Below are 19969 nucleotides of genomic sequence, written 5' to 3' on the forward strand. Positions count from 1 at the left end.
TGCTGATGCAAGAAAAGGAAGGGTCGGCGTAGTGACTGACGCCACAGGGCCAAGGTTCAAGGTTAGTCTAGCCAGGCATAAATGCAGTAAAGTGACGCCCCCTGGCCCCCGACTCCTGCGTCACGACCGCCGCCTGCAATGCACGCGCGCGATCGAGCGCAGCCGTGCCGGCGCCGTTTGCGGAAGTATCGAAACGATGGATCACCGTGAAGCGATCGTCGCTCTGCGACAGTTTCTTTCCAGCCAGATTCTTGGTCAGGACCGCCTGATCGAACGCCTGCTGATCGCCCTGCTCGCCGATGGTCACATGCTCGTCGAGGGCGCGCCCGGCCTGGCCAAGACGCGTGCGATCAAGGAGCTGGCCGAAGGTCTGGAAGCCGAGTTCCACCGCATCCAGTTCACCCCCGACCTGCTGCCTGCCGACATCACCGGCACCGAAATCTATCGCCCGGAAACCGGCAGCTTCGTTTTCCAGCAGGGGCCGATCTTCCACAACCTGGTCCTGGCTGACGAAATCAACCGCGCCCCGGCGAAGGTTCAGTCGGCGCTGCTCGAGGCGATGGCCGAACGCCAGGTCAGCGTCGGCCGCAGCACCTATGACCTGCCGCCGCTGTTCCTGGTGATGGCCACGCAGAACCCGATCGAACAGGAAGGCACCTATCCGCTGCCCGAAGCGCAGCTCGACCGCTTCCTCCTGCACGTGAAGATCGGCTTTCCGGACGCCTCGGTCGAGCGGCGCATCCTTCAGCAGGCGCGCGGCGAAGCCATTCACGGCGAGGCCGCGCCCGAACAGCGGATCAGCCAGCAGGTGATCTTCGCCGCACGCAAGGAGATCCTCGGCCTGTACATGGCCGATGCGGTGGAGGAATACCTGGTCCAGCTGATCATGGCGACGCGCACCCCGGCCAAGTACGACGCCGAGCTCGCCGAGTGGATCGCCTACGGCGCCAGCCCGCGCGGCTCCATCGCGCTGGACCGCTGCGCCCGTGCGCACGCCTGGCTGGCGGGCCGCGACTTCGTCAGCCCCGAGGACATCCAGGCGATGCTCTTCGATACCCTGCGCCATCGCCTGATCCTGTCCTTCGAGGCCGAAGCCGCCGGCATCGACCAGGACCGCGTACTGCAGCGCATCCTCGACGTGGTGGCGGTTGCCTGACATGCACACCCCGGCCGCAGCAGCATCGCCGGCCGGCAGTGGCCTGCGCGTCGACCTTGCCGAACTCATCGAGTGGCGCCACCGCGTGCGCGAAGTCCCCTTGTTCTCCACGCCGCATCGCCGCAGCCCGCTGATCGGCCTGCACCACTCCAAGCTTCGCGGCCGCGGGGTCGACTTCGATCAGGTGCGCATCTACCAGGCCGGTGACGATGTGCGCACCATCGACTGGCGCGTCACGGCCCGCACCCAGGAGCCGCACACCAAGCTCTTCCACGAGGAGCGCGAGCGACCGATCTTTCTTGTCGTGGAGCAGAGCCGCCGCCTGTTCTTCGGCAGCGGCCGGGTGTTCAAGTCGGTGCTCGCCGCGCAGGCCGCCAGCCTGGTCGGTTGGGCCGCGCTGCACCACAACGACCGTGTCGGCGGCCTGGTCTTCGGTGCCAGCGAGCATCACGAAATCAAGCCGCGACGCAACAAGCAGAGCCTGCTGCAGTTGCTTGACCGCCTGGTGCGCGCGAACCGGGCGCTCGACTGCGACACGCCCGAACAGCCGGAAGCCTTCTCGCTTGCCCTGCGCCGCGCCCGCGAGGTGCTGCGCCCCGGCAGCCTGGCGGTGATCCTCTGCGACGAGCGCACCCTGGGCGACGCCGCCGAACAGCAGCTGAGCCTGCTGGCGCGCCACGTCGACCTTCTTTTACTGCCACTGTTCGACCCCCTCGACCACGCCCTGCCGGCCGCCGGCCTGTTGCGCTTCGCCCAGGGCGCGGCACGCCTGGAGCTCGATACGCTGGACGCCCCGTTGCGCCAGGCCTATCACCGCCAGGGCGAGGCGCGCCAGGCGCGTTGGCAGCGCCTGGCCGACCGCTTGCGCGTTCCGCTGATGCCGCTGGACACGCAGAGCGACCTGGTCGAACAGCTGCGCAGTCATCTGAGCCTTCGCCCGAGCGCCCTGGCATGAACCCGCTGGAGCAGCTGGCCCCGCCGATCCTGCCACCGGCCGTGAGCTGGTGGCCGCCTGCACCTGGCTGGTGGTTGCTCGCCTTGCTGCTGGTGGCTGCGCTGCTCGGCCTATGGCGTCTGCGCAGCCGGTTGCATCGACCGCGCCCGCAGACGGCCGCCCCGGCACCGCTCGAGCCGAGCCGTCAGGCGGCTCTGGACGAATTGGCCCGACTGAGCAAACCCTACGGCCAGCAACCCGCCAACGAATGGCTGCAACAGCTCAACGGCCTGCTCAAGCGCCTATGCCGGGCGCGCTATCCAGACGACCATCCGCACACGCTGAGCGGCCGTGCCTGGCTCGCCTTTCTCGACAGCCGCTGCCCGGCCGCCGGCCTGACCCGCTGGATGGTGCTGGTCGAAGGCGCCTACCGCCCGCAGTGCCGGCTCGACGATAAAGCCATCGATGGCCTCGAGCAGGCCGTCGACATCTGGATCCGCAAGCATGTTTGATCTCGCCTGGCCCTGGGCCTTTGCCCTACTGCCCTTGCCCTGGCTGCTGCGCTGGCTGCTGCCGGCGGCCGACAACGGCGAGGCCGCGCTGAAGATCAGCTTTCTGCCCGAGCTCGAGTCGCTATCCGGCCGCCGGGCGCGCATCGCCCTGCCCGGCTGGCGCCAGCAGTTGCCCTATCTCACCGTCTGGTTGCTGCTGCTGTTCGCTGCGGCTAGGCCGCAATGGCTCGGCGAACCCCTGCCGTTACCCACCAGCGGTCGCGACTTGCTGTTGGCCGTCGATGTGTCCGGCTCGATGGACTACCCCGACATGCGCTGGGAGGACGAGGACATCACCCGCCTGGAGCTGGTCAAGCGCCTGCTCGGCGACTTCATCGAAGCCCGCGAGGGCGATCGGGTCGGCCTGATCCTGTTCGGCAGCAAGGCCTACTTGCAGGCGCCGCTGACCTTTGACCGGCGAACGGTGCGCACCTGGCTCGACGAAGCGATCGTCGGCATTGCCGGCAGCAACACCGCACTCGGCGACGCCATCGGCCTGGCGGTCAAGCGCCTGCGCGAACGGCCGGCCAAGAGCCGCGTGCTGGTGCTGGTCACCGACGGCGCCAACAACGGCGGCGAGGTCGACCCGTTGGTCGCCGCTCGATTGGCCGCCGAACAGGGCGTGAAGATACACACCATCGGTATCGGTGCCGCACCGGAGGAAACCGGTGTACTGAGCCGCTTCGGTTTCAACCCGGGGCTGGAGCTCGACGAGCCGACGCTGCGTGCTATCGCCGAGGCCACCGGCGGTGCCTACTTCCGCGCCCGCAGTCGGGAAGAACTGCAGGCCATCGGTGAAACCCTGGACCACCTCGAACCCGCCGCCCAGGCGCCCACCCGCGCTCGCATAGCCGAGCCGCTGCATGCCTGGCCACTGGCTGCGGCGCTCGCCATCAGCGTGCTGCTGGCCGTGGCGCAGCTCTGGCAGGCGCCGCTGGCACGCTGGCTGGCGCGCCGGGAGCCCGGCGAATGAACGCGCTCATGCCATATCTGTTGCGCCCCTGGTGGCTGCTCGCCGTGCCCGTACTCGCCTGGCTACTCTGGCGACTGTGGCATCGGCAGCGCCAGGTCGGCCGCTGGCAACGCCTGATTCCTGCCGCGTTTCAAGCGGTCCTGCTGACTCAGGGCCGCCAACGCACCAGCCGTCTGCCCTGGGCCCTGCTGGCACTGGGCTGGGCGCTCGGCATGCTCGTGCTGCTTGGGCCGAGCTGGCAGCGGCTGGAGCAACCAAGCCTCAAACGCGCCGACCCGCTGGTGGTCCTGCTGGAAATGACGCCGGCCATGCTCGCCGGCGATGTCCCGCCGACCCGGCTGGAACAGGCGCGCCGCAAGCTGCTCGATCTGCTCCTCGCGCGCGCCGATGCGCACACTGCGGTGGTCGTCTACGCCGGCAGTGCGCACACGCTGGTGCCGCTATCCGACGACCTGGCGACCACCGCCAATCTACTGCAGGCGATCAAGCCCTCGCTGATGCCCGAGAGCGGCCAGCGGGTGGATCTGGCAGTCGAACAGGGGCTGGCCCTGCTCGAGCAGGGCGCGCAAGGGCGCGGCCGACTGCTGTTGATCGGCACCGGTATCCCCGCCGAACAGCAACAGGCGATTGGCCAGCAGTTGGGCGACGACGGCGAGCGGCTGCTGATTCTGGGTGTCGGCACGCCCGAAGGCGCCCCGATCGCGCGCGCCGAAGGCGGCTTCGTCAAGGATGCCGATGGCGCCATCCTGATTCCGCGCCTGGACGACAACGGCCTGCGCCGCTTCGCCACGCAACTGGGCAGTCGTTACCAGCAGGCGCGCCTCGACGCGGCCGACCTCGATAGCCTCGGCCTGCTCGACCGCACGGGCGCCATCGTCCGGCAGCCCGAACGTCTGCGCCTCGATGCCTGGCTCGACCAGGGCTACTGGCTGCTGTTACCGCTGCTGCTGGTTGCCGCCTGTGCAGCCCGTCGCGGCTGGCTGTTCGGTCTCGCCCTGCTGCTCGTGCAACCCGCTCCGGCCGACGCCTTCGAGCTGCGCGATCTATGGCTGCGCCCCGATCAGCAAGGCCAGCGCCTGCTCGACGAGGGGCGCCCGAGCGAGGCAGCCGAGCGCTTCGCCGACCGCCGCTGGCAAGGCATCGCCCGTTACCTGGCAGGTGACTACGCGGCGGCCATCAGTCGCTTCGCCGAAGGCGACAGCGCCGCCGATCACTACAACCGAGGCAACGCCCTGGCGCGCTCCGGCGACCTCGAGGCGGCGCGGGAAGCCTACGAACAGGCGCTGGACATGCAGCCGGGGCTCGAGCCCGCGCTGCAGAACAAGGCTCTGGTCGAAGAACTGCTGCGCCAGCGCGACGAAGCGGCCCAGGCCGCTGAAGCGCCGGAGCCGGGCGAGCAAGGCAGGCAGGCAGAGGACGGTGGCCAGCCTTCGGCTGCATCGCCGGAGCAGGGCAACACGCAAACCGCGCCGCGCCCGGCCGACCAGGCCAGCGCTTCGGACACCGAACAGATCGCCCAGGCGCCCGCCGAAACCGATAGCGCCGCGTCGGCCCGCAGCGATGCGCCGCGCCCGATCAGCGAGCAGTACCAGGCCGCCGAGCAGTGGCTTCGACAGATCCCGGACGATCCGGGCGAGCTGCTGCGCCGCAAATTTCTCTACGAACAGCGCAAGCGTCAGGAAGCGTCCCAATGATCCGCCTATTGTTTGCCCTGGTTCTCGCCTGCGCCGCGCTGAGTGCCCAAGCCGCAGGGCTCGCCGCCAGCGTCGACCGCACTCGCCTGAGCCTCGACGAAACCCTGGAACTGACGCTCGAGGCGCGCGACGCCGCGGTATTCGGGCGACCCGATCTGCAACCGCTGAACGAGCTGTTCGAGGTCTACGACACGCGTCAGCTCAACAGCCTGTCCAACGTCGGCGGCGAAGCGCAGGCGGTCACGCGCTGGCTGACCACGCTCCGCCCGCGCCGTACCGGCTACCTGATCATTCCGTCGCTGCAGCTGGGCGACTGGCACAGCGACCCCATCACCGTTTTCGTGCAGGAGGCGCGCGGCAATCATGACAGCGCCCTGCTGGCACCGGTGTTCATCGACGCCAGCGTTGACCGCGAGAGCGTCTACGTTCAGGCACAGATCATCCTGACGCTGCGTATCTATCACTCCGTGTCGCTGTACGACGACAGCACGCTCTCACCGCTGCAGATGCCCGATGCGCTGGTCAAGCGGCTGGGCGAGCCACGCACCTACGAAAAGGACATCAATGGCGTCCGCCACGGCGTGATCGAGGTGCGCTACGCGCTGTTTCCGCAGAAGAGCGGGCGGCTGCAGATTCCCAGCCAGCTGTTCAGCGCCACGACGGTGGCCAGCGGCAATGACTATTCGATCCTCGGCCCGCGCCCGGGGCGCTCGACCCAGGTCAAGTCACCGACCATCCCGGTCGAGGTAAAGCCCAAGCCGCGGGACTACCCGACCGACGCCCCCTGGCTGCCGGCCACGTCGCTGACGCTGGTCGAGGCCTGGAGCGGCGACCCGGGCAAGGCACAGGTTGGCGACTCGCTGACCCGCAGCCTGCTGATCAAGGCCGAAGGGCTTACCAGTGCGCAGTTGCCCCCGCTCGGCAGCGCGCCTGGCGACGGGCTGCGGCGCTACCCCGATCAGCCGGGGCTGGCTGACGAGACCGGGCCGAACGGCGTGGTCGGCAGCCGCGAGGATCGCGAAGCGCTGGTGCCGACTCGTGCCGGAGAGGTCGAGCTGCCGGCGCTGGAGGTCGTCTGGTGGAACGTCGAGCAGGATCGGCTCGAGCGCACCAACCTGGCCGCACGCCAGCTCAGCATCGCGGAAAACCCGCAGCTCGAAGAGGCGCCGCTGAGCGGCCCGGCCGAGCCCCGCCGCGCCGCTGCCAAGCCGCTCTGGCCCTGGCAGCTGAGCACCGCCCTGCTCGGCCTGACCACGCTGCTGGGTTTCGGGCTCTGGTGGCGGGCTCGTCGACAGCCGCCGGTGGTGCAGCGCAGCGCTGCCAGCGGGCCGACCCCGCGCAGCCTGCTCGACGATCTCCGGCGGGCCTGCCAGGCCAACGATACCCAGGCCACCCGCCAGGCGCTGGACGCCTGGGCGCGGCAGCAGCCGGAAACCCTCGCCGAGATGGCCGCTCGCTTCGTGCCGCTGTCCGAAGCACTGGACGGCCTCAATGGTGCGCTCTACAGCGAGACCGGGCAGCGCTGGCAGGGTGAAGCGCTGTGGCAGGCGATCCGCTCGCTGCCACCGCTGGAAACCCCCACTGCCGAACAGGACTCGGCCGCGCTGCCGCCGCTCTATCCGCGCTGAGTCCGGGCACCCTGGCATATCGCTTGCTACGCACCGGCAGGACCCGCCTGCCGCGCGCAGCAAACGACAAGGCCGCTTTCATGACCGATATTCCCTCTGCCCGCCCGGACGCCCTCGCCTGGGTCAACGGCAGCGACGCCCCCGAAAAGAACAGTCTCAACCTCGGGTTCATGGCGCTCACCGATGCAGCCTCGCTCATCGTCGCCGCCACCCAGGGCTTTGCCCAGCCCTACGGACTTACCCTCAACCTGCACCGCCAGCACTCCTGGTCGGCGCTGCGCGATCGCCTCATCGATGGCGAGCTCGATGCCGCCCAGGGGCTGTACGGCCTGATCTACGGCGTTCACCTCGGCATCGGCGGCAGCGCGCCGGTCGATATGGCGGTGCTGATGGGGCTGTCGCAGAACGGCCAGAGCATCAACCTGTCGTCCTCGCTGATGGAAGCCGGCGTGACCGACGCCGAGGCATTGCGCCACTGCGTGCGCCAAAGCGGTGCACGCCTGACCTTCGCGCAGACTTTTCCGACCGGCACCCACGCGTTGTGGCTGTATTACTGGCTGGCGGCCCACGGCATCCATCCGCTGGAGGATGTGCGCACGCTGGTCGTGCCGCCAGCGCAAATGGTCGGCCATCTGCGCAGCGGGCGTATCGATGGCTTCTGCGCCGGCGAGCCCTGGGGTGCGCAAGCGGTTGCCGAAGGCTCCGGTTTCACCCTGGCCACCAGCCAGTCGATCTGGCCGGATCATCCGGAAAAGGTGCTTGGCTGTACCCGTGCCTTCGTCGAGCAGTACCCGAACACCGCGCGCGCGCTGATCATGGCGGTCCTGGCCGCCAGCCGGTTCATCGACCAGAGCGACGAGAACCGCCGCAGCACCGCTCAGCTGCTCGCCGCAGCGGAATACGTCGGCGCCCCGCTCGAGGCGATCGCACCCCGATTCCTCGGCCAGTACGCCGACGGCCTCGGCCACACCTGGCAGGATGCGCACGCCCTGCGCTTCTTTGGCGAGGGCGAGGTGAACATGCCGTACCACTCCGATGGCCTCTGGTTCATGACCCAGCTGCGCCGCTGGGGGCTGCTGCGCCAGGACCCGGACTACCTCGCCGTGGCGCGCAGCGTCCAGCAGACCGCGCTCTACCGGGACGCCGCCAGCGCGCTGGGCATTGCCGTGCCCGAATCGCTGATGCGCACTAGCCGCCTGATGGACGGCAGCCACTGGGACGGCAGCGATCCGGCCGGCTATGCACGCGGCTTCGCGCTGCATGCCCTGAGCGATCTGCCGATCGCCAATCTGTCCTGAGGAGACCTGCATGTTGCGCATCCTCCTGATCGACGACACCCCGAAGAAGGTCGGCCGGCTGCGCTGCGCCCTGATCGACGCCGGCTTCGACGTCATCGACGACCACGGTTCGATCATCGACCTGCCCGAGCGCGTCGAGGCCATCCGCCCCGATGTGGTGCTGATCGATACCGATTCGCCCAGCCGCGACGTCATGGAGCAGGTGGTGATGGTCAGCCGTGATCGTCCGCGCCCGATCGTGCTGTTCACCGAGGACGACCGCCCCGATGTGATGCGCCAGGCGATCCGCGCCGGGGTCAGCGCCTATATCGTCGAGGGCATCCAGGCGCAGCGGCTCAAGCCGATCCTCGAGGTGGCGATGGCCCGCTTCGAAAGCGATCAGGCGATCCGCGCACAGCTGCAGGCGCGCGACCAGCAGCTGGCCGATCGCAAGCGCATCGAGCAGGCCAAGGGCCTGCTGATGAAGATGCGCCACTGCAACGAGGAAGAGGCCTACACCCTGATGCGTCGTCAGGCGATGAGCCGTCAGCAGAAGCTGATCCAGGTCGCCGAGCAGATCATCGCCATGCACGAGCTGCTCGGGCAGTAGGCCATCGCGAGCTGGCACGCTTTCTGCTGGAACCAAGCCATCGGCGGCCAACGGCGGCTACCGATCAAGACAAAGGCGTCGTACCACCCTGCTCCGGCAGGCGTGTTGCGGCGCCTTTTTCGTTTGCCCCGATGCCGGGGCCGCGTTGATCGATGTGCCACCCGCAGAGGCAGCGACTGGCTGCACTGCCCCAATCTGGAACTGAACGATGAACACGAGCTTCTGGAAAGCCGGCCATACGCCGACCCTGTTTTGCGCCTTTCTCTATTTCGACCTGAGCTTCATGGTCTGGTACGTCCTCGGTCCGCTAGGCGTGCAGATCGCCGCGGATCTGGGCCTGACCACCCAGGAGCGGGCCATGATGGTCGCCACGCCAATCCTCTCCGGGGCGGTCCTGCGCCTGGTGCTGGGGATGCTGGCCGACCGCACGTCGCCAAAGACCGCCGGGCTGTTCGGCCAGGCCGTGGTGATCGCCGCGCTATTCGTCGCCTGGTACGCCGGCGTGCACAGCTACGGCCAGGCGCTGCTGCTCGGTCTGTTCCTCGGCATGGCGGGGGCATCCTTCGCCGTGGCACTGCCGCTGGCCTCGCAGTGGTACCCGGCGGAACACCAGGGCAAGGCCATGGGCATCGCTGGCGCCGGCAACTCCGGCACGGTGCTGGCAGCGCTGTTCGCGCCGGTACTGGCCTCGGCCTTCGGCTGGAACAACGTCTTCGGCCTGGCGCTGATTCCGCTGACGCTGACCTTCGCGATCTTCGCCCTGGCGGCAAGAAACGCACCGAACCGGCCGGCGCCCAAGTCCGTGGCGGATTACCTGAAAGCGCTCGGCGACCGCGACAGCTGGTGGTTCATGTTCTTCTACAGCGTGACCTTCGGCGGCTTTCTCGGCCTGGCCAGCACCCTGCCCGGTTACTTCCACGATCAGTACGGGTTCGACCCGGTCAAGGCCGGCTACTACACGGCCGCATGTGTGTTCGCCGGCAGCCTGCTACGCCCGCTGGGCGGCGCGCTGGCCGATCGCATCGGCGGCATTCGTGCTCTGCTGGTGATGTACACCGTGGCGGCCATCTGCATCGCGGCGGTCGGCTTCAACCTGCCCAGCGCGACCGCTGCGCTGGCGCTGTTCGTGGTCGCCATGCTCAGCCTCGGCGCCGGTAACGGCGCGGTGTTCCAGCTCGTGCCGCAGCGCTTTTTCAAGGAGATCGGGGTGATGACCGGCCTGGTCGGCATGGCCGGCGGCATCGGCGGCTTCCTGCTTACCGCCGGGCTCGGCGCGGTCAAGCAGTCCACCGGCGATTACCAGCTCGGCCTCTGGCTGTTCGCGGCCCTCGGCGTGCTGGCCTGGTTCGGCCTGCATGGCGTCAAGCGTCGCTGGCGCACCACCTGGGGCTCGGCGGCCGTCACCGCGGCGCGGGTCTAGCCGCCTGCGCGAGCCGAGGGTGCGCACTGCGCACCCTCGATCCTTCCCGACCTGACGGAACCTTTCCATGCCCCTGCAGCTGAGCATTGGCGAAGCCACTGCCACCGGACCACGCCGCGAAAACCAGGACGCCATGCGCATCGTCACTCCGGCACCGCCCCAGGCGGTCGCCAAGGGGTGTCTGTTTGCCCTGGCCGACGGCGTCAGCCAGTGCCTTGATGGTGGTTTGGCGGCCCATGCGACGTTGCAGGCACTGGCTCAGGATTACTACGCCACGCCCGATACCTGGGCGGTGGCGCATTCGCTCGATCGTATCCTGGTCGCGCAGAACCGCTGGCTGCAAGCCAACGGTAACGGCGGGCCACTGCTCACCACACTCACGGCGCTGGTCCTGCGCGGCCGGCGCTTCACCCTCGCGCACGTCGGCGACTGCCGGGCCTATCGCTGGGATGGCCAACGGCTGGAGCGACTCAGCGAAGACCATGTCTGGGAACAACCAGACATGCAGCACGTGCTCAAACGCGCGCTGGGGCTCGACCAGCATCTGGTGGTCGACTACCGGGACGGCGACCTCGCCGCCGGCGATTGTTTCGTACTGCTCAGCGATGGCGTATGGGCCAGCCTGGCCGAGACCGACATCGCGCACCTGTTGCGTGACCAGCCGGATCTGTCGCGCGCCGCTGCGGCACTGGTCAACCTGGCGCACAGCCGGGGTAGCCAGGACAACGCCAGCGCCTTGCTGGTACGCATCGAGTCGCTGCCCGAGGCGGCACTCGCCGACGCCCTGGCGCGCCTCGTACAGTGGCCGTTACCGCCTTTACTGAAACCGGGGCAGCCGTTCGAGGGTTGGCGGGTCGAGCGGCTGCTCGCCGAGTCGCGCCAGTCGCTGCTGTACCGGGTTCGGGACGCGGCCGGGCAGCCGTGGCTGCTCAAGACGCTGCCACCCAGCCGCCACGACGAAGCGGAAGCCGGCCCGGCCCTGCTGCAGGAGGAATGGTTTCTGCGCCGCGTGGCCGGGCGTAGCGTGCCGGAGCTGCACAGCCTGCCCCAACGCCAGCACCTGTACTACGTGCAGCGCGAATATGCGGGTGCCACGCTGGAACAGCGGCTGCTCGAAGGCGCCTTGCCGCTGGCCGACTGGCTGGCTCTGGCGCCGCGTCTGATCAGCGCCGTCGGGCTGCTGCACCGGCGCAACATCCTGCATCGCGACATCAAGCCGGAGAATCTGCACCTGGGCGACGACGGCGAGCTGCGCCTGCTCGATTTCGGCCTGGCCTACAGCCCCGGATTGTCGACCGATCCGCCCAACGCTCTGCCCGGCACCCCGAGCTACCTGCCCCCGGAAGCCTTTGCCGGCGCAGCTCCGACCACCGCGCGCGATCTCTATGCCACGGGCGTCACCCTGTATCGCCTGCTGACCGGCCATTACCCCTATGGCGAGGTCGAGCCATTCCAGCGCCCGCGCTTCGGCCAACCCGTACCGGCCAGCCGCTACCGCCCCGACCTGCCCGGCTGGCTCGACGAATGGCTCGCCAGGTCGGTCGCAAGCGACCCGGGCGCACGCTTCGAAACCGCCGAGCAAGGGCTGCTGGAACTCGAGCAGGGGGAGCGCAAGGCGCTGAGCAACCGGCCACGACCGTTGCTCGAGCGGGAGCCGTTGAAGGTCTGGCGCACGCTGGCCCTGCTATCGCTGCTGGGTAACCTGGCACTGCTGATCCTTCTTGCCGGGCGCGTCTGAAGGCCACGCACCAGCTCGGCTCAACGGGCCTCAAAAGAGTGCGCGCCAGGCGTGAAAATATGCGCAGCGGTCGGCGCAAAGGCCTGATTTGCGGCGCTTTGGCCAACTGGCACAGGTTCTGCTTGGTCAGAGCAGACAGACATCGCGCCGCGCTTCAACGGTGAAGCATGGCGCCCCCTTCGACGGGGACGGACAAAGGCGTCCTACCGGGAAACCGGTGGGGCGCCTTTTTGTTTTTCGCCCTCGCAGGCACGGGCTTACGGAGAACGGCATGAACAGACCCAGACTCGTGGTGATCGGCAACGGCATGGCCGGGGTGCGCACCCTGGAAGAGCTGCTCGCCCTGGCACCGCAGCTGTACGACATCACCGTGTTCGGTGCCGAGCCGCACCCGAACTACAACCGCATCCTGCTCTCGCCGGTACTGGCCGGCGAGCAGGGCTTCAACGACATCGTGCTCAACGACCTGGACTGGTATCGCCATCACGGCATCGACCTGCGCCTGGGCCGGCGTGTCATCCGGATCGACCGCGCACGCCGCCGCGTCATCGCCGACGATGGCAGCGAAGCCGCTTACGACCGGCTGCTGATCGCCACCGGCTCGAGCCCCTTCATCCTGCCGATCCCGGGCAACACGCTGGCCGGGGTCATCGGTTACCGCGACATCGCCGACACCCAGGCGATGCTCGACGCCGCGCGCACCGGCCGCCACGCGGTCGTCATCGGCGGCGGCCTGCTGGGCTTGGAGGCGGCCAATGGCCTGGCGCTGCGCGGCATGCAGGTGACCGTGGTGCATCTGGGCGATTGGCTGCTGGAACGCCAGCTCGACCGCACCGCCGGCGAGCTGCTCCGGCAGTCGCTCGAGGCCCGCGGCCTGCGCTTTCGTCTCGCTGCACAGACCGAGGCGCTGCTGGACGATGGCAACGGCCAGGTCACCGCGGTACGCCTGGGCGATGGCGAGCAGCTGCCGGCCGATCTGGTGGTGATGGCCGCGGGCATCCGGCCGAACAGCGCGCTCGCCGAAAGCGCCGGCCTGCCCTGCTCGCGCGGAGTTCTGGTCGATGACACGCTGCAGACCTTCGATCCGCGCATCTATGCCGTCGGCGAGTGCGCCAGCCATCGCGGGGTGGCCTATGGCCTGGTGGCGCCGCTCTACGAGCAGGCGCGCGTCTGCGCCAACCACCTGGCACGCCTCGGCCATGTTCGCTACGCAGGCTCGGTGACGGCCACCCGGCTCAAGGTCACCGGCATCGAACTGTTCTCCGCAGGCGACTTCATGGGGGCGGAGGGTACCGAGACGATCAGCCTGAGCGACCCGTTCGAGGGCATCTACAAGAAGCTCGTGCTCAAGGATGACGTGCTGGTCGGCGCCTGCCTGTATGGCGACACCGCCGACAGCGCCTGGTACCTGGACCAGCTGCGCGAGGGCCGCCGCCTCGGCCAGTTGCGCGACGTGCTCGCATTCGGCGAGCAGGCGGTCGCGGCCCTCGGCGTGCCTTCCAACTGCCATGGCGAGGCCTGCGCATGAGTTCGAGCACCCAGACGACGGCCTCGACCTGCTGTTACTGCGGCGTCGGTTGCGGCGTGCTGATCGAGCACGACGGGCAGCGCATCCTCGGCGTCGCTGGCGACCCGGCGCACCCGGCCAACTTCGGTCGTTTGTGTAGCAAGGGTTCGACCCTGCACCTGACCGGCGACCGGGACGCCCGCGCGCTATACCCCGAGTTGCGCCTGGGCAAGGGCCTCGGGCGCAACCGCACCGGCTGGGACAACGCACTGGAGCACGCCGCCGCAGTCTTCGCCAGCACCCTGGCCGAGCATGGGCCGGACAGCGTGGCGTTCTACGTCTCCGGCCAGCTGCTGACCGAGGACTACTATGCGTTCAACAAGCTGGCCCGGGCATTGGTGGGCACCCACAACATCGACTCCAACTCACGGCTGTGCATGTCCTCGGCAGTGGTCGGCTACAAGCGCAGCCTCGGCGCCGACGCCCCACCCTGCTCTTACGAGGACATCGAGCAGGCCGACGTGCTGCTCATCGCCGGCAGCAACATGGCCTATGCCCACCCGGTGCTGTTCCGTCGCCTGGAGGCAGCGAAGGCTGCGCGGCCGGAGATGCGCGTCATCGTCATCGATCCACGCCGCACCGACACCGCCGAGCTGGCCGACCTGCACCTGAGCATTCGCCCGGGCTCCGACGTGGCCCTGTTTCATGGCCTGCTGTACCTGCTGCTGCGCGAAGGCTGGATCGACAGCGCCTTCATCGCGGCGCACACCGAGGGCTTCGGATCGCTTGCCGCCCTGGTGCACGACTACCCTCCGGCCCGCGTCGCCGAGCTGTGCGGTATCACGCCTGAGCAATTGTTCGATTGCGCCAGGATGATCGGCCTGGCACCGAGCTTTCTCTCGCTGTGGTGCATGGGGCTGAACCAGTCCACCGCCGGTAGCGCGAAGAACAGTGCGCTGATCAACCTGCACCTGGCCACCGGACAGATCGGTCGCCCCGGCTGCGGCCCGTTCTCGCTCACCGGCCAGCCGAACGCCATGGGCGGACGCGAGACCGGAACCCTGGCCAACCTGTTGCCCGGTCACCGCGACGCGGCCAACCCCAGTCACCGCGCCGAGGTTGCGGCGTACTGGGGAGTCGAGCGCCTGCCGGAGGTGCCCGGCCTGCCTGCCGTCGAGCTGTTCGATGCGGTCCGCAGCGGGCGGATCAAGGCCCTGTGGATCGTCTGTACCAACCCCGCGCAGTCGCTGCCGGACCAGCACGCCGTTCATCAGGCGCTGGCCACGTGCCCTTACGTCGTGGTGCAGGAAGCCTTCGCCACCACCGAAACCTGTCGCTATGCCGATCTGCTGCTGCCGGCGGCGAGCTGGGGCGAGAAGGAAGGCACCGTGACCAATTCCGAGCGCCGCATCAGCCCGGTGCGTGCGGCCGTCAGCGCACCCGGCGAAGCGCGCCCGGACTGGGCCATCGCCTGCGATTTCGCCCGTCGCCTGGAGCGCCACCTGCGCCCGGGTCGGCCGAGCCTGTTCGCCTTCGAACGTGCCGAGCAGCTCTACGACGAGTATCGCCAGCTGACCGCCGGGCGCGATCTGGACTACAGCGGCCTGTCGCGGGCCCAGCTCGAGCGCCTCGGCCCGCAGCAATGGCCGTTTCCCGCCGGTGCCGAACGCGGTACGCCACGCCTGTACGCCGACGGCCGCTTCCCCACCGAGTCGGGGCGCGCGCGCTTCGTGGCCGACCCCTTCGTATCGGCGGCCGAAGGCGCCGATTCGGCCTTTCCGCTGGTGCTCAATACCGGCCGACTGCGCGATCAATGGCACGGCATGAGCCGGACCGGCACCGCAGCGCAGCTGTTCGGCCATGTTGAACAGGCCTTGCTTGGCCTGCATCCCGACGATCTGGCCAGGGCGGGCCTGGCCGAGGGCGATCTGGTCCGCATACGCAGCCGACGCGCCAGCCTGGTGCTGCCAGTGCAGGTGGACGCCAGCCTGCAGCCAGGCCAGGCCTTTGTGCCGATGCACTGGGGCGATCGCTTTCTCGAGGGCCTGGGCGTCAATGCCTTGAGTTCGGCGGCCTGCGATCCGCTGTCGCGCCAGCCGGAACTCAAGCACGCCGCGGTCGCGGTCGAGCCGATCGCCCTGCCCTGGGCATTCTTCGCCTTGGTCGAGGGCGACGTGCAGCGGCGCCTGGAGGCGTTGCGCCCGCTGTTCAGAGGGCTGGCCTACGCCAGCTTCAGCCTGGCTGGCCGTGAACGCCCGGCGCTGGTGATCCGCGCCGCGGCCGAAGCGGCTCCAGCGGCAGCCCTGCTCGCCGCGATCGACCAGCAGTTGGGCCTGGTCGACGACCCGGTGCTCGTATACGAGGATCCGCAACGCGGCGTCGGCAAGCGTCTGCGTCTGAGCGACGGGCGTCTGGTGGCGCTGCGCCTGGCCGGCGAGACCGCTGCGCGCGACTGGCTCAAGGCGCTGTGGGCACGCGGCAGCATCGAGCCCGGTCTGCGTCCCTGGCTGCTCGCTCCGCTCAGCACTCCGCCCGGCGTACTGCCCGAGCGCGATCCGACGATCTGCAATTGCCTGAACATCGGACGACGCAGCATCTGCGACGGCATTGCCCGTGGCCTCGATCTGCCCGAGCTGCAGCGCAGCCTGGGCTGCGGCACCCGCTGCGGCTCCTGCGTACCGGAAATCAAGCGCCTGCTGGCGCAACTACCCCTGGCCGAGAGCGCCTGAACGACACAGTGCCCGGATGGCCGGGCAAGAGAGGCAGAAATGAACAGTGCAAAAGTCTGGCTGGTCGGCGCCGGCCCTGGCGATCCGGAACTGCTGACGCTCAAGGCGGTACGCGCGCTCGCCGAGGCGCAGGTGGTGCTGATCGACGATTTGGTCAACCCGGCGGTGCTGGCGCACTGCCCGCAGGCACGGGTGATTCCGGTCGGCAAGCGCGGCGGCTGTCGTTCGACGCCCCAGGCGTTCATCCACCGTCTGATGCTGCGCTACGCGCGCCAGGGTCGCTGCGTGGCACGCCTGAAGGGCGGCGACCCCTGCATTTTCGGGCGTGGCGGCGAGGAAGCCCAGTGGCTGGAAGCACGCGGCATCGAGGTCGAAGTGGTCAACGGCATTACCGCCGGACTGGCCGGCGCCACCCGTTGCGGCATTGCGCTGACCCACCGCGGCGTAGCCCGCGGCGTCACGCTGGTCACCGCGCATACCCAGGACGACAGCGAACTGCATTGGCAGGCGTTGGCGCAGAGCGGCAGCACCCTGGTCGTCTACATGGGCGTCGCGCGCCTGCAGCAGATCCGCAGCGGCCTGCTGGCCGGCGGCCTGGCGCCAGACACACCGGTGGCGATGATCGAGAATGCCTCGCTGCCGCAGCAGCGCGAGGTGCGCTCGACCCTGGTGCGGATGCACGAGGACGCCTTGGCATCGTCGCTCAAGAGCCCGGCCGTGCTGGTCATCGGCGAGGTCGCGGCCCTCAGCGACGCGACTGGCGCCTCGCTGGCGACGCGCGCGGCTTCCTGAGGTCGCGCTCAGCCACCACGGAACAGGCGCTCAACGTCTTCGCGCAAGCACAGCTGCGTGCCCGGTCGCATCACCGTGGCCGCGCCGGCCGCCACGCCGTAGCGCACTGCATCGCCCAGCTCGCGCCCCTGCGCCAGGGCGAGTACGACGGCGCCGAGCATGCTGTCGCCGGCGCCCACAGCGCTGACCATGGGCACCGAGGGAGCAGCGATCCGCTCCAGCCGGTCGCCCGAGGCATACAGCGCGCCAGCGGCGCCCAGAGAAAGCACGATGACCTCGGCGGCCCCGGCGGCGATCAGCTCGCGCAACGCCCCCTCCTGCTCGCGCTCATTCTCGGGCATTCGCCCGATGAGCGAGGCCAGTTCGTTCAGACTGGGCTTGATCAGATAGGCGCCACCCCGCCGCGCGGCATACGCCAGCGGCTCGCCGGAGAGATCGACGACCAGGCGGGCGCCGACCTGCCCGGCCAGGGCCAGTAACTCGTCGAAGAAAGAGGGCTCGATGCCCGGCGTGAAACTGCCGCTGACCACCAGATAGGCCGGCGCCGGATGCAGCCCACGCAAGGCGGCCAGACAACCGAGCCGTTCCTGCTCGCTCAGGCGCGGCCCGGGCAGCACGAAGCGGTACTGCAGCCCGCTCGCCTGCTCATCGACGGTAAAGCTCTCGCGCGTGTCGCCGCTGATCGCCACCGGAAGGTGCGCCAGGCCAATGGCGTCCAGCGCTCGGCGCAACATCTCCCCGAATGGGCCACCGGCCGGGTAAACGGCGAGCGCGTCGCCGCCCAGCGTGCTCACCACCCGCGCGACGTTGATCCCGCCACCGCCGGGATCGTGTCGGGGCGCGGAACAGCGCAGCTTCTCGGTCGCGACGACCCGCGGCGTACACACCGCCAGGTCCATGGCCGGGTTCAACGTCAAGGTTGCGATGCGCGTCATCGAGCGCTCCATTGGCTGACGGCGATAGGGCTCAAGCCTATCAGCTCGGTCAGCGCAGGGCCCCTCAGCGACGCGTGATCAGGCCTTGCCGTGCGATGCGGGTCAGGTCGCGCACGCACTGCTCCAGGCGCTCGGCCGAAGGCGCCTGGACCACCGCCAGGTCGAAACTGTCATCAGCAAAACGGGCGAGCGATTCGTCGGCACCGGCAAACTGGATGAGCAGCGCACGGGAGCGGCTGTTGCGCCGCGGCCAGCCATCCAGATAGCGCAGTAGCGAAGGCTGGTGCGAGCCGCCGAGAAGAACCTTGGGATTGCTGCGAACGAGCCCGCTGGTGATGGGGGCCAGACGAAGTTGTGCGTGTGATGCATTCATGCTGAAGGAATTCCGCCTCACCTGTTCCGCTGGACAGCGGTGGGAGGCTTCACCGGAACCAGCGCTTTAGCGGTATTTCGGAACCGGTCGGTCCCTGGCGCCCCGCAAGTAGCTGACTAAATCGGCGCAAGGCGGAACTGTAGGCAGCCGCCACGGCGGCTGTCAACGGCCAGGTGCCACCTGCCGAGCCTGGCCGACGCTCCGTTCGTCCGGAGGATAGGCGCTACTACTTTCGGGTTGCCATTGGCCGACTACGCTTGCCGCATCGGAGCGGGCAAACCCGCGCCCGGCCTGCTACCGGCGCGCTAAAGCGCCTCGAGAACCGTTTAGGCCTTATTGCTTAAATCAATCAGCCGATAAAAATAGTTCAATAAGATTCATACAGAAACATGTACTTACTTTTTGTCTGCGCATAGAATGCCCGCCCATCAAAGAGTTGCGACGCATAGCCGCAGTCGCGAACTGGACATACATAAGCCGTTCCTTTAAGGAGCCCGGCATGCCTGATGTATCCCTGGCCCATCATTGGGGCTTTGCAGTCTTTCTCCTCGGCGTCTTCGGTCTGTGCGCCTTCATGCTCGGCGTCTCCAGCCTGCTCGGCAGCAAGGCCTGGGGTCGCAGCAAGAACGAACCCTTCGAATCCGGCATCGTCCCCACGGGCGGTGCGCGCCTGCGCCTGTCGGCGAAGTTCTACCTGGTCGCCATGCTCTTCGTGATCTTCGACGTCGAAGCGCTCTACCTTTTTGCCTGGGCTGTCTCGGTACGCGAAAGCGGCTGGGCGGGCCTCATTGAAGCAACCGTATTCATAGCAATTCTGTTGGCGGGTCTTGTCTACCTGTGGCGGATCGGCGCGCTCGATTGGGCGCCGGCGAGCCGTCGTGCGCGGCAGGCGAAGCTAAAACAATGAGGCTCTTCACATGCAATACAAACTCACCCGGATCGATCCGGATGCGGTCGTCGACCGCTATCCGATCGGCCAGCAGGAGACTGTTGCCGACCCGCTAGAAGGACAAGTCCATCGCAACATCTACATGGGCAAGCTCGAGGACGTGCTGAGCGATGCGGTCAACTGGGGACGCAAGAACTCCCTGTGGCCGTACAACTTCGGCCTGTCGTGCTGCTACGTGGAGATGACGACTGCCTTCACTGCGCCCCATGACATCGCCCGCTTCGGCGCCGAAGTGATTCGTGCCTCGCCGCGTCAGGCCGACTTCATGGTCATTGCCGGTACCTGCTTCATCAAGATGGCGCCGATCATCCAGCGCCTCTACGAACAAATGCTCGAGCCCAAGTGGGTCATTTCCATGGGTTCGTGCGCCAACTCCGGTGGTATGTACGACATCTACTCGGTCGTTCAGGGGGTCGACAAGTTCCTCCCCGTGGACGTGTACATACCGGGCTGTCCGCCCCGTCCCGAGGCGTTCCTGCAAGGCTTGCAGCTCTTGCAGGAATCCATCGGCAAGGAGCGGCGACCGCTGTCCTGGGTCGTCGGCGATCAAGGCATCTATCGTGCCGAGATGCCCTCGCAGAAGGAACAGCGACGCGAACAGCGCATCCAGGTTACCAACCTGCGCAGCCCCGACGACGTGTGAACCCCACCGGCCTGCCCGCAGGGCAAGGCCGGCTCGCACCCCGACGTTGACCCATAGCGA

General features: G+C 68.3%; 16 protein-coding genes and 1 pseudogene. 15 read left to right on the plus strand and 2 right to left on the minus strand.

The genetic code is table 11. The annotated features are described in order from the left end of the window. The first annotated feature begins 196 nt into the window (after window positions 1-196). The 13 genes and pseudogenes from AC0KXH_RS10930 to cobA all read left to right on the plus strand — a co-directional run bounded on the left by AC0KXH_RS10930 (window position 197) and on the right by cobA (window position 17009). Window positions 197-1156 (plus strand): AAA family ATPase, encoded by a 960-nt coding sequence (locus AC0KXH_RS10930; protein WP_041105004.1) that lies wholly within the window; start codon window positions 197-199, stop codon window positions 1154-1156. A gap of 1 nt (window position 1157) precedes the next feature. Next, window positions 1158-2111, plus strand: coding sequence for a DUF58 domain-containing protein (locus AC0KXH_RS10935; RefSeq protein ID WP_165563224.1), 954 nt, complete (start codon window positions 1158-1160; stop codon window positions 2109-2111). Then, window positions 2108-2602 carry a DUF4381 domain-containing protein gene (locus AC0KXH_RS10940; protein WP_041105000.1) on the plus strand — a complete coding sequence of 165 codons (495 nt, stop codon included), beginning with the start codon at window positions 2108-2110 and terminating at the stop codon, window positions 2600-2602. Before AC0KXH_RS10935 ends, AC0KXH_RS10940 begins: the two co-directional genes overlap by 4 nt. Then, the gene (locus AC0KXH_RS10945; protein ID WP_213149971.1) at window positions 2595-3614 is read left to right on the plus strand and encodes a vWA domain-containing protein; all 1020 of its coding nucleotides are present in this window, start codon (window positions 2595-2597) and stop codon (window positions 3612-3614) included. Before AC0KXH_RS10940 ends, AC0KXH_RS10945 begins: the two co-directional genes overlap by 8 nt. Next, a complete protein-coding gene (locus tag AC0KXH_RS10950; protein WP_488223401.1) occupies window positions 3611-5308 on the plus strand; it encodes a VWA domain-containing protein in 1698 nt (565 codons plus the stop codon). Before AC0KXH_RS10945 ends, AC0KXH_RS10950 begins: the two co-directional genes overlap by 4 nt. Beyond that, on the plus strand, window positions 5305-6936 hold the full coding sequence (locus AC0KXH_RS10955; RefSeq protein ID WP_488223402.1) for a BatD family protein: 1632 nt from the start codon (window positions 5305-5307) through the stop codon (window positions 6934-6936). The genes AC0KXH_RS10950 and AC0KXH_RS10955 overlap by 4 nt, the downstream gene beginning before the upstream one ends. A gap of 80 nt (window positions 6937-7016) precedes the next feature. Then, window positions 7017-8234: a CmpA/NrtA family ABC transporter substrate-binding protein gene (locus AC0KXH_RS10960; RefSeq protein ID WP_041105147.1), complete on the plus strand. Its 1218-nt coding sequence runs from the start codon at window positions 7017-7019 to the stop codon at window positions 8232-8234. Between the two features lie 10 nt (window positions 8235-8244). After that, window positions 8245-8823, plus strand: coding sequence for an ANTAR domain-containing response regulator (locus AC0KXH_RS10965; RefSeq protein WP_041104994.1), 579 nt, complete (start codon window positions 8245-8247; stop codon window positions 8821-8823). Between the two features lie 208 nt (window positions 8824-9031). Beyond that, the gene (locus tag AC0KXH_RS10970; protein ID WP_041104992.1) at window positions 9032-10243 is read left to right on the plus strand and encodes a nitrate/nitrite transporter; all 1212 of its coding nucleotides are present in this window, start codon (window positions 9032-9034) and stop codon (window positions 10241-10243) included. Window positions 10244-10310: 67 nt separating this feature from the next. Continuing rightward, complete coding sequence (locus AC0KXH_RS10975) at window positions 10311-11981, plus strand: bifunctional protein-serine/threonine kinase/phosphatase (protein WP_488223403.1); 1671 nt, start codon at window positions 10311-10313, stop codon at window positions 11979-11981. Between the two features lie 271 nt (window positions 11982-12252). Beyond that, a pseudogene (locus AC0KXH_RS10980) lies at window positions 12253-13473 on the plus strand (NAD(P)/FAD-dependent oxidoreductase); the annotation flags it as partial. A gap of 32 nt (window positions 13474-13505) precedes the next feature. Then, complete coding sequence (locus tag AC0KXH_RS10985; protein ID WP_488223404.1) at window positions 13506-16217, plus strand: nitrate reductase; 2712 nt, start codon at window positions 13506-13508, stop codon at window positions 16215-16217. A 39-nt stretch (window positions 16218-16256) separates the two neighbouring features. After that, entirely contained in the window at window positions 16257-17009 is a 753-nt protein-coding gene (cobA, locus tag AC0KXH_RS10990; protein ID WP_488223405.1) for a uroporphyrinogen-III C-methyltransferase, read from the plus strand. Between the two features lie 8 nt (window positions 17010-17017). On the opposite strand, the gene AC0KXH_RS10995 is transcribed toward cobA, so the two are convergent. Further along, window positions 17018-17944, minus strand: coding sequence for a 1-phosphofructokinase family hexose kinase (locus tag AC0KXH_RS10995; RefSeq protein ID WP_488223406.1), 927 nt, complete (start codon window positions 17942-17944; stop codon window positions 17018-17020). 64 nt (window positions 17945-18008) lie between these two features. Next, window positions 18009-18317, minus strand: coding sequence for a hypothetical protein (locus tag AC0KXH_RS11000; RefSeq protein WP_061338949.1), 309 nt, complete (start codon window positions 18315-18317; stop codon window positions 18009-18011). A gap of 499 nt (window positions 18318-18816) precedes the next feature. Between AC0KXH_RS11000 and AC0KXH_RS11005 the strand changes: the two genes are divergently transcribed. Both AC0KXH_RS11005 and AC0KXH_RS11010 read left to right on the plus strand, forming a co-directional pair. Then, entirely contained in the window at window positions 18817-19224 is a 408-nt protein-coding gene (locus AC0KXH_RS11005) for an NADH-quinone oxidoreductase subunit A (RefSeq protein WP_041104981.1), read from the plus strand. Between the two features lie 10 nt (window positions 19225-19234). Further along, a complete protein-coding gene (locus tag AC0KXH_RS11010) occupies window positions 19235-19909 on the plus strand; it encodes a NuoB/complex I 20 kDa subunit family protein (RefSeq protein WP_041104979.1) in 675 nt (224 codons plus the stop codon). The last annotated feature ends 60 nt before the right edge of the window (window positions 19910-19969 follow it).

It is taken from the genome of Stutzerimonas sp. CXK-1 (assembly GCF_057738225.1).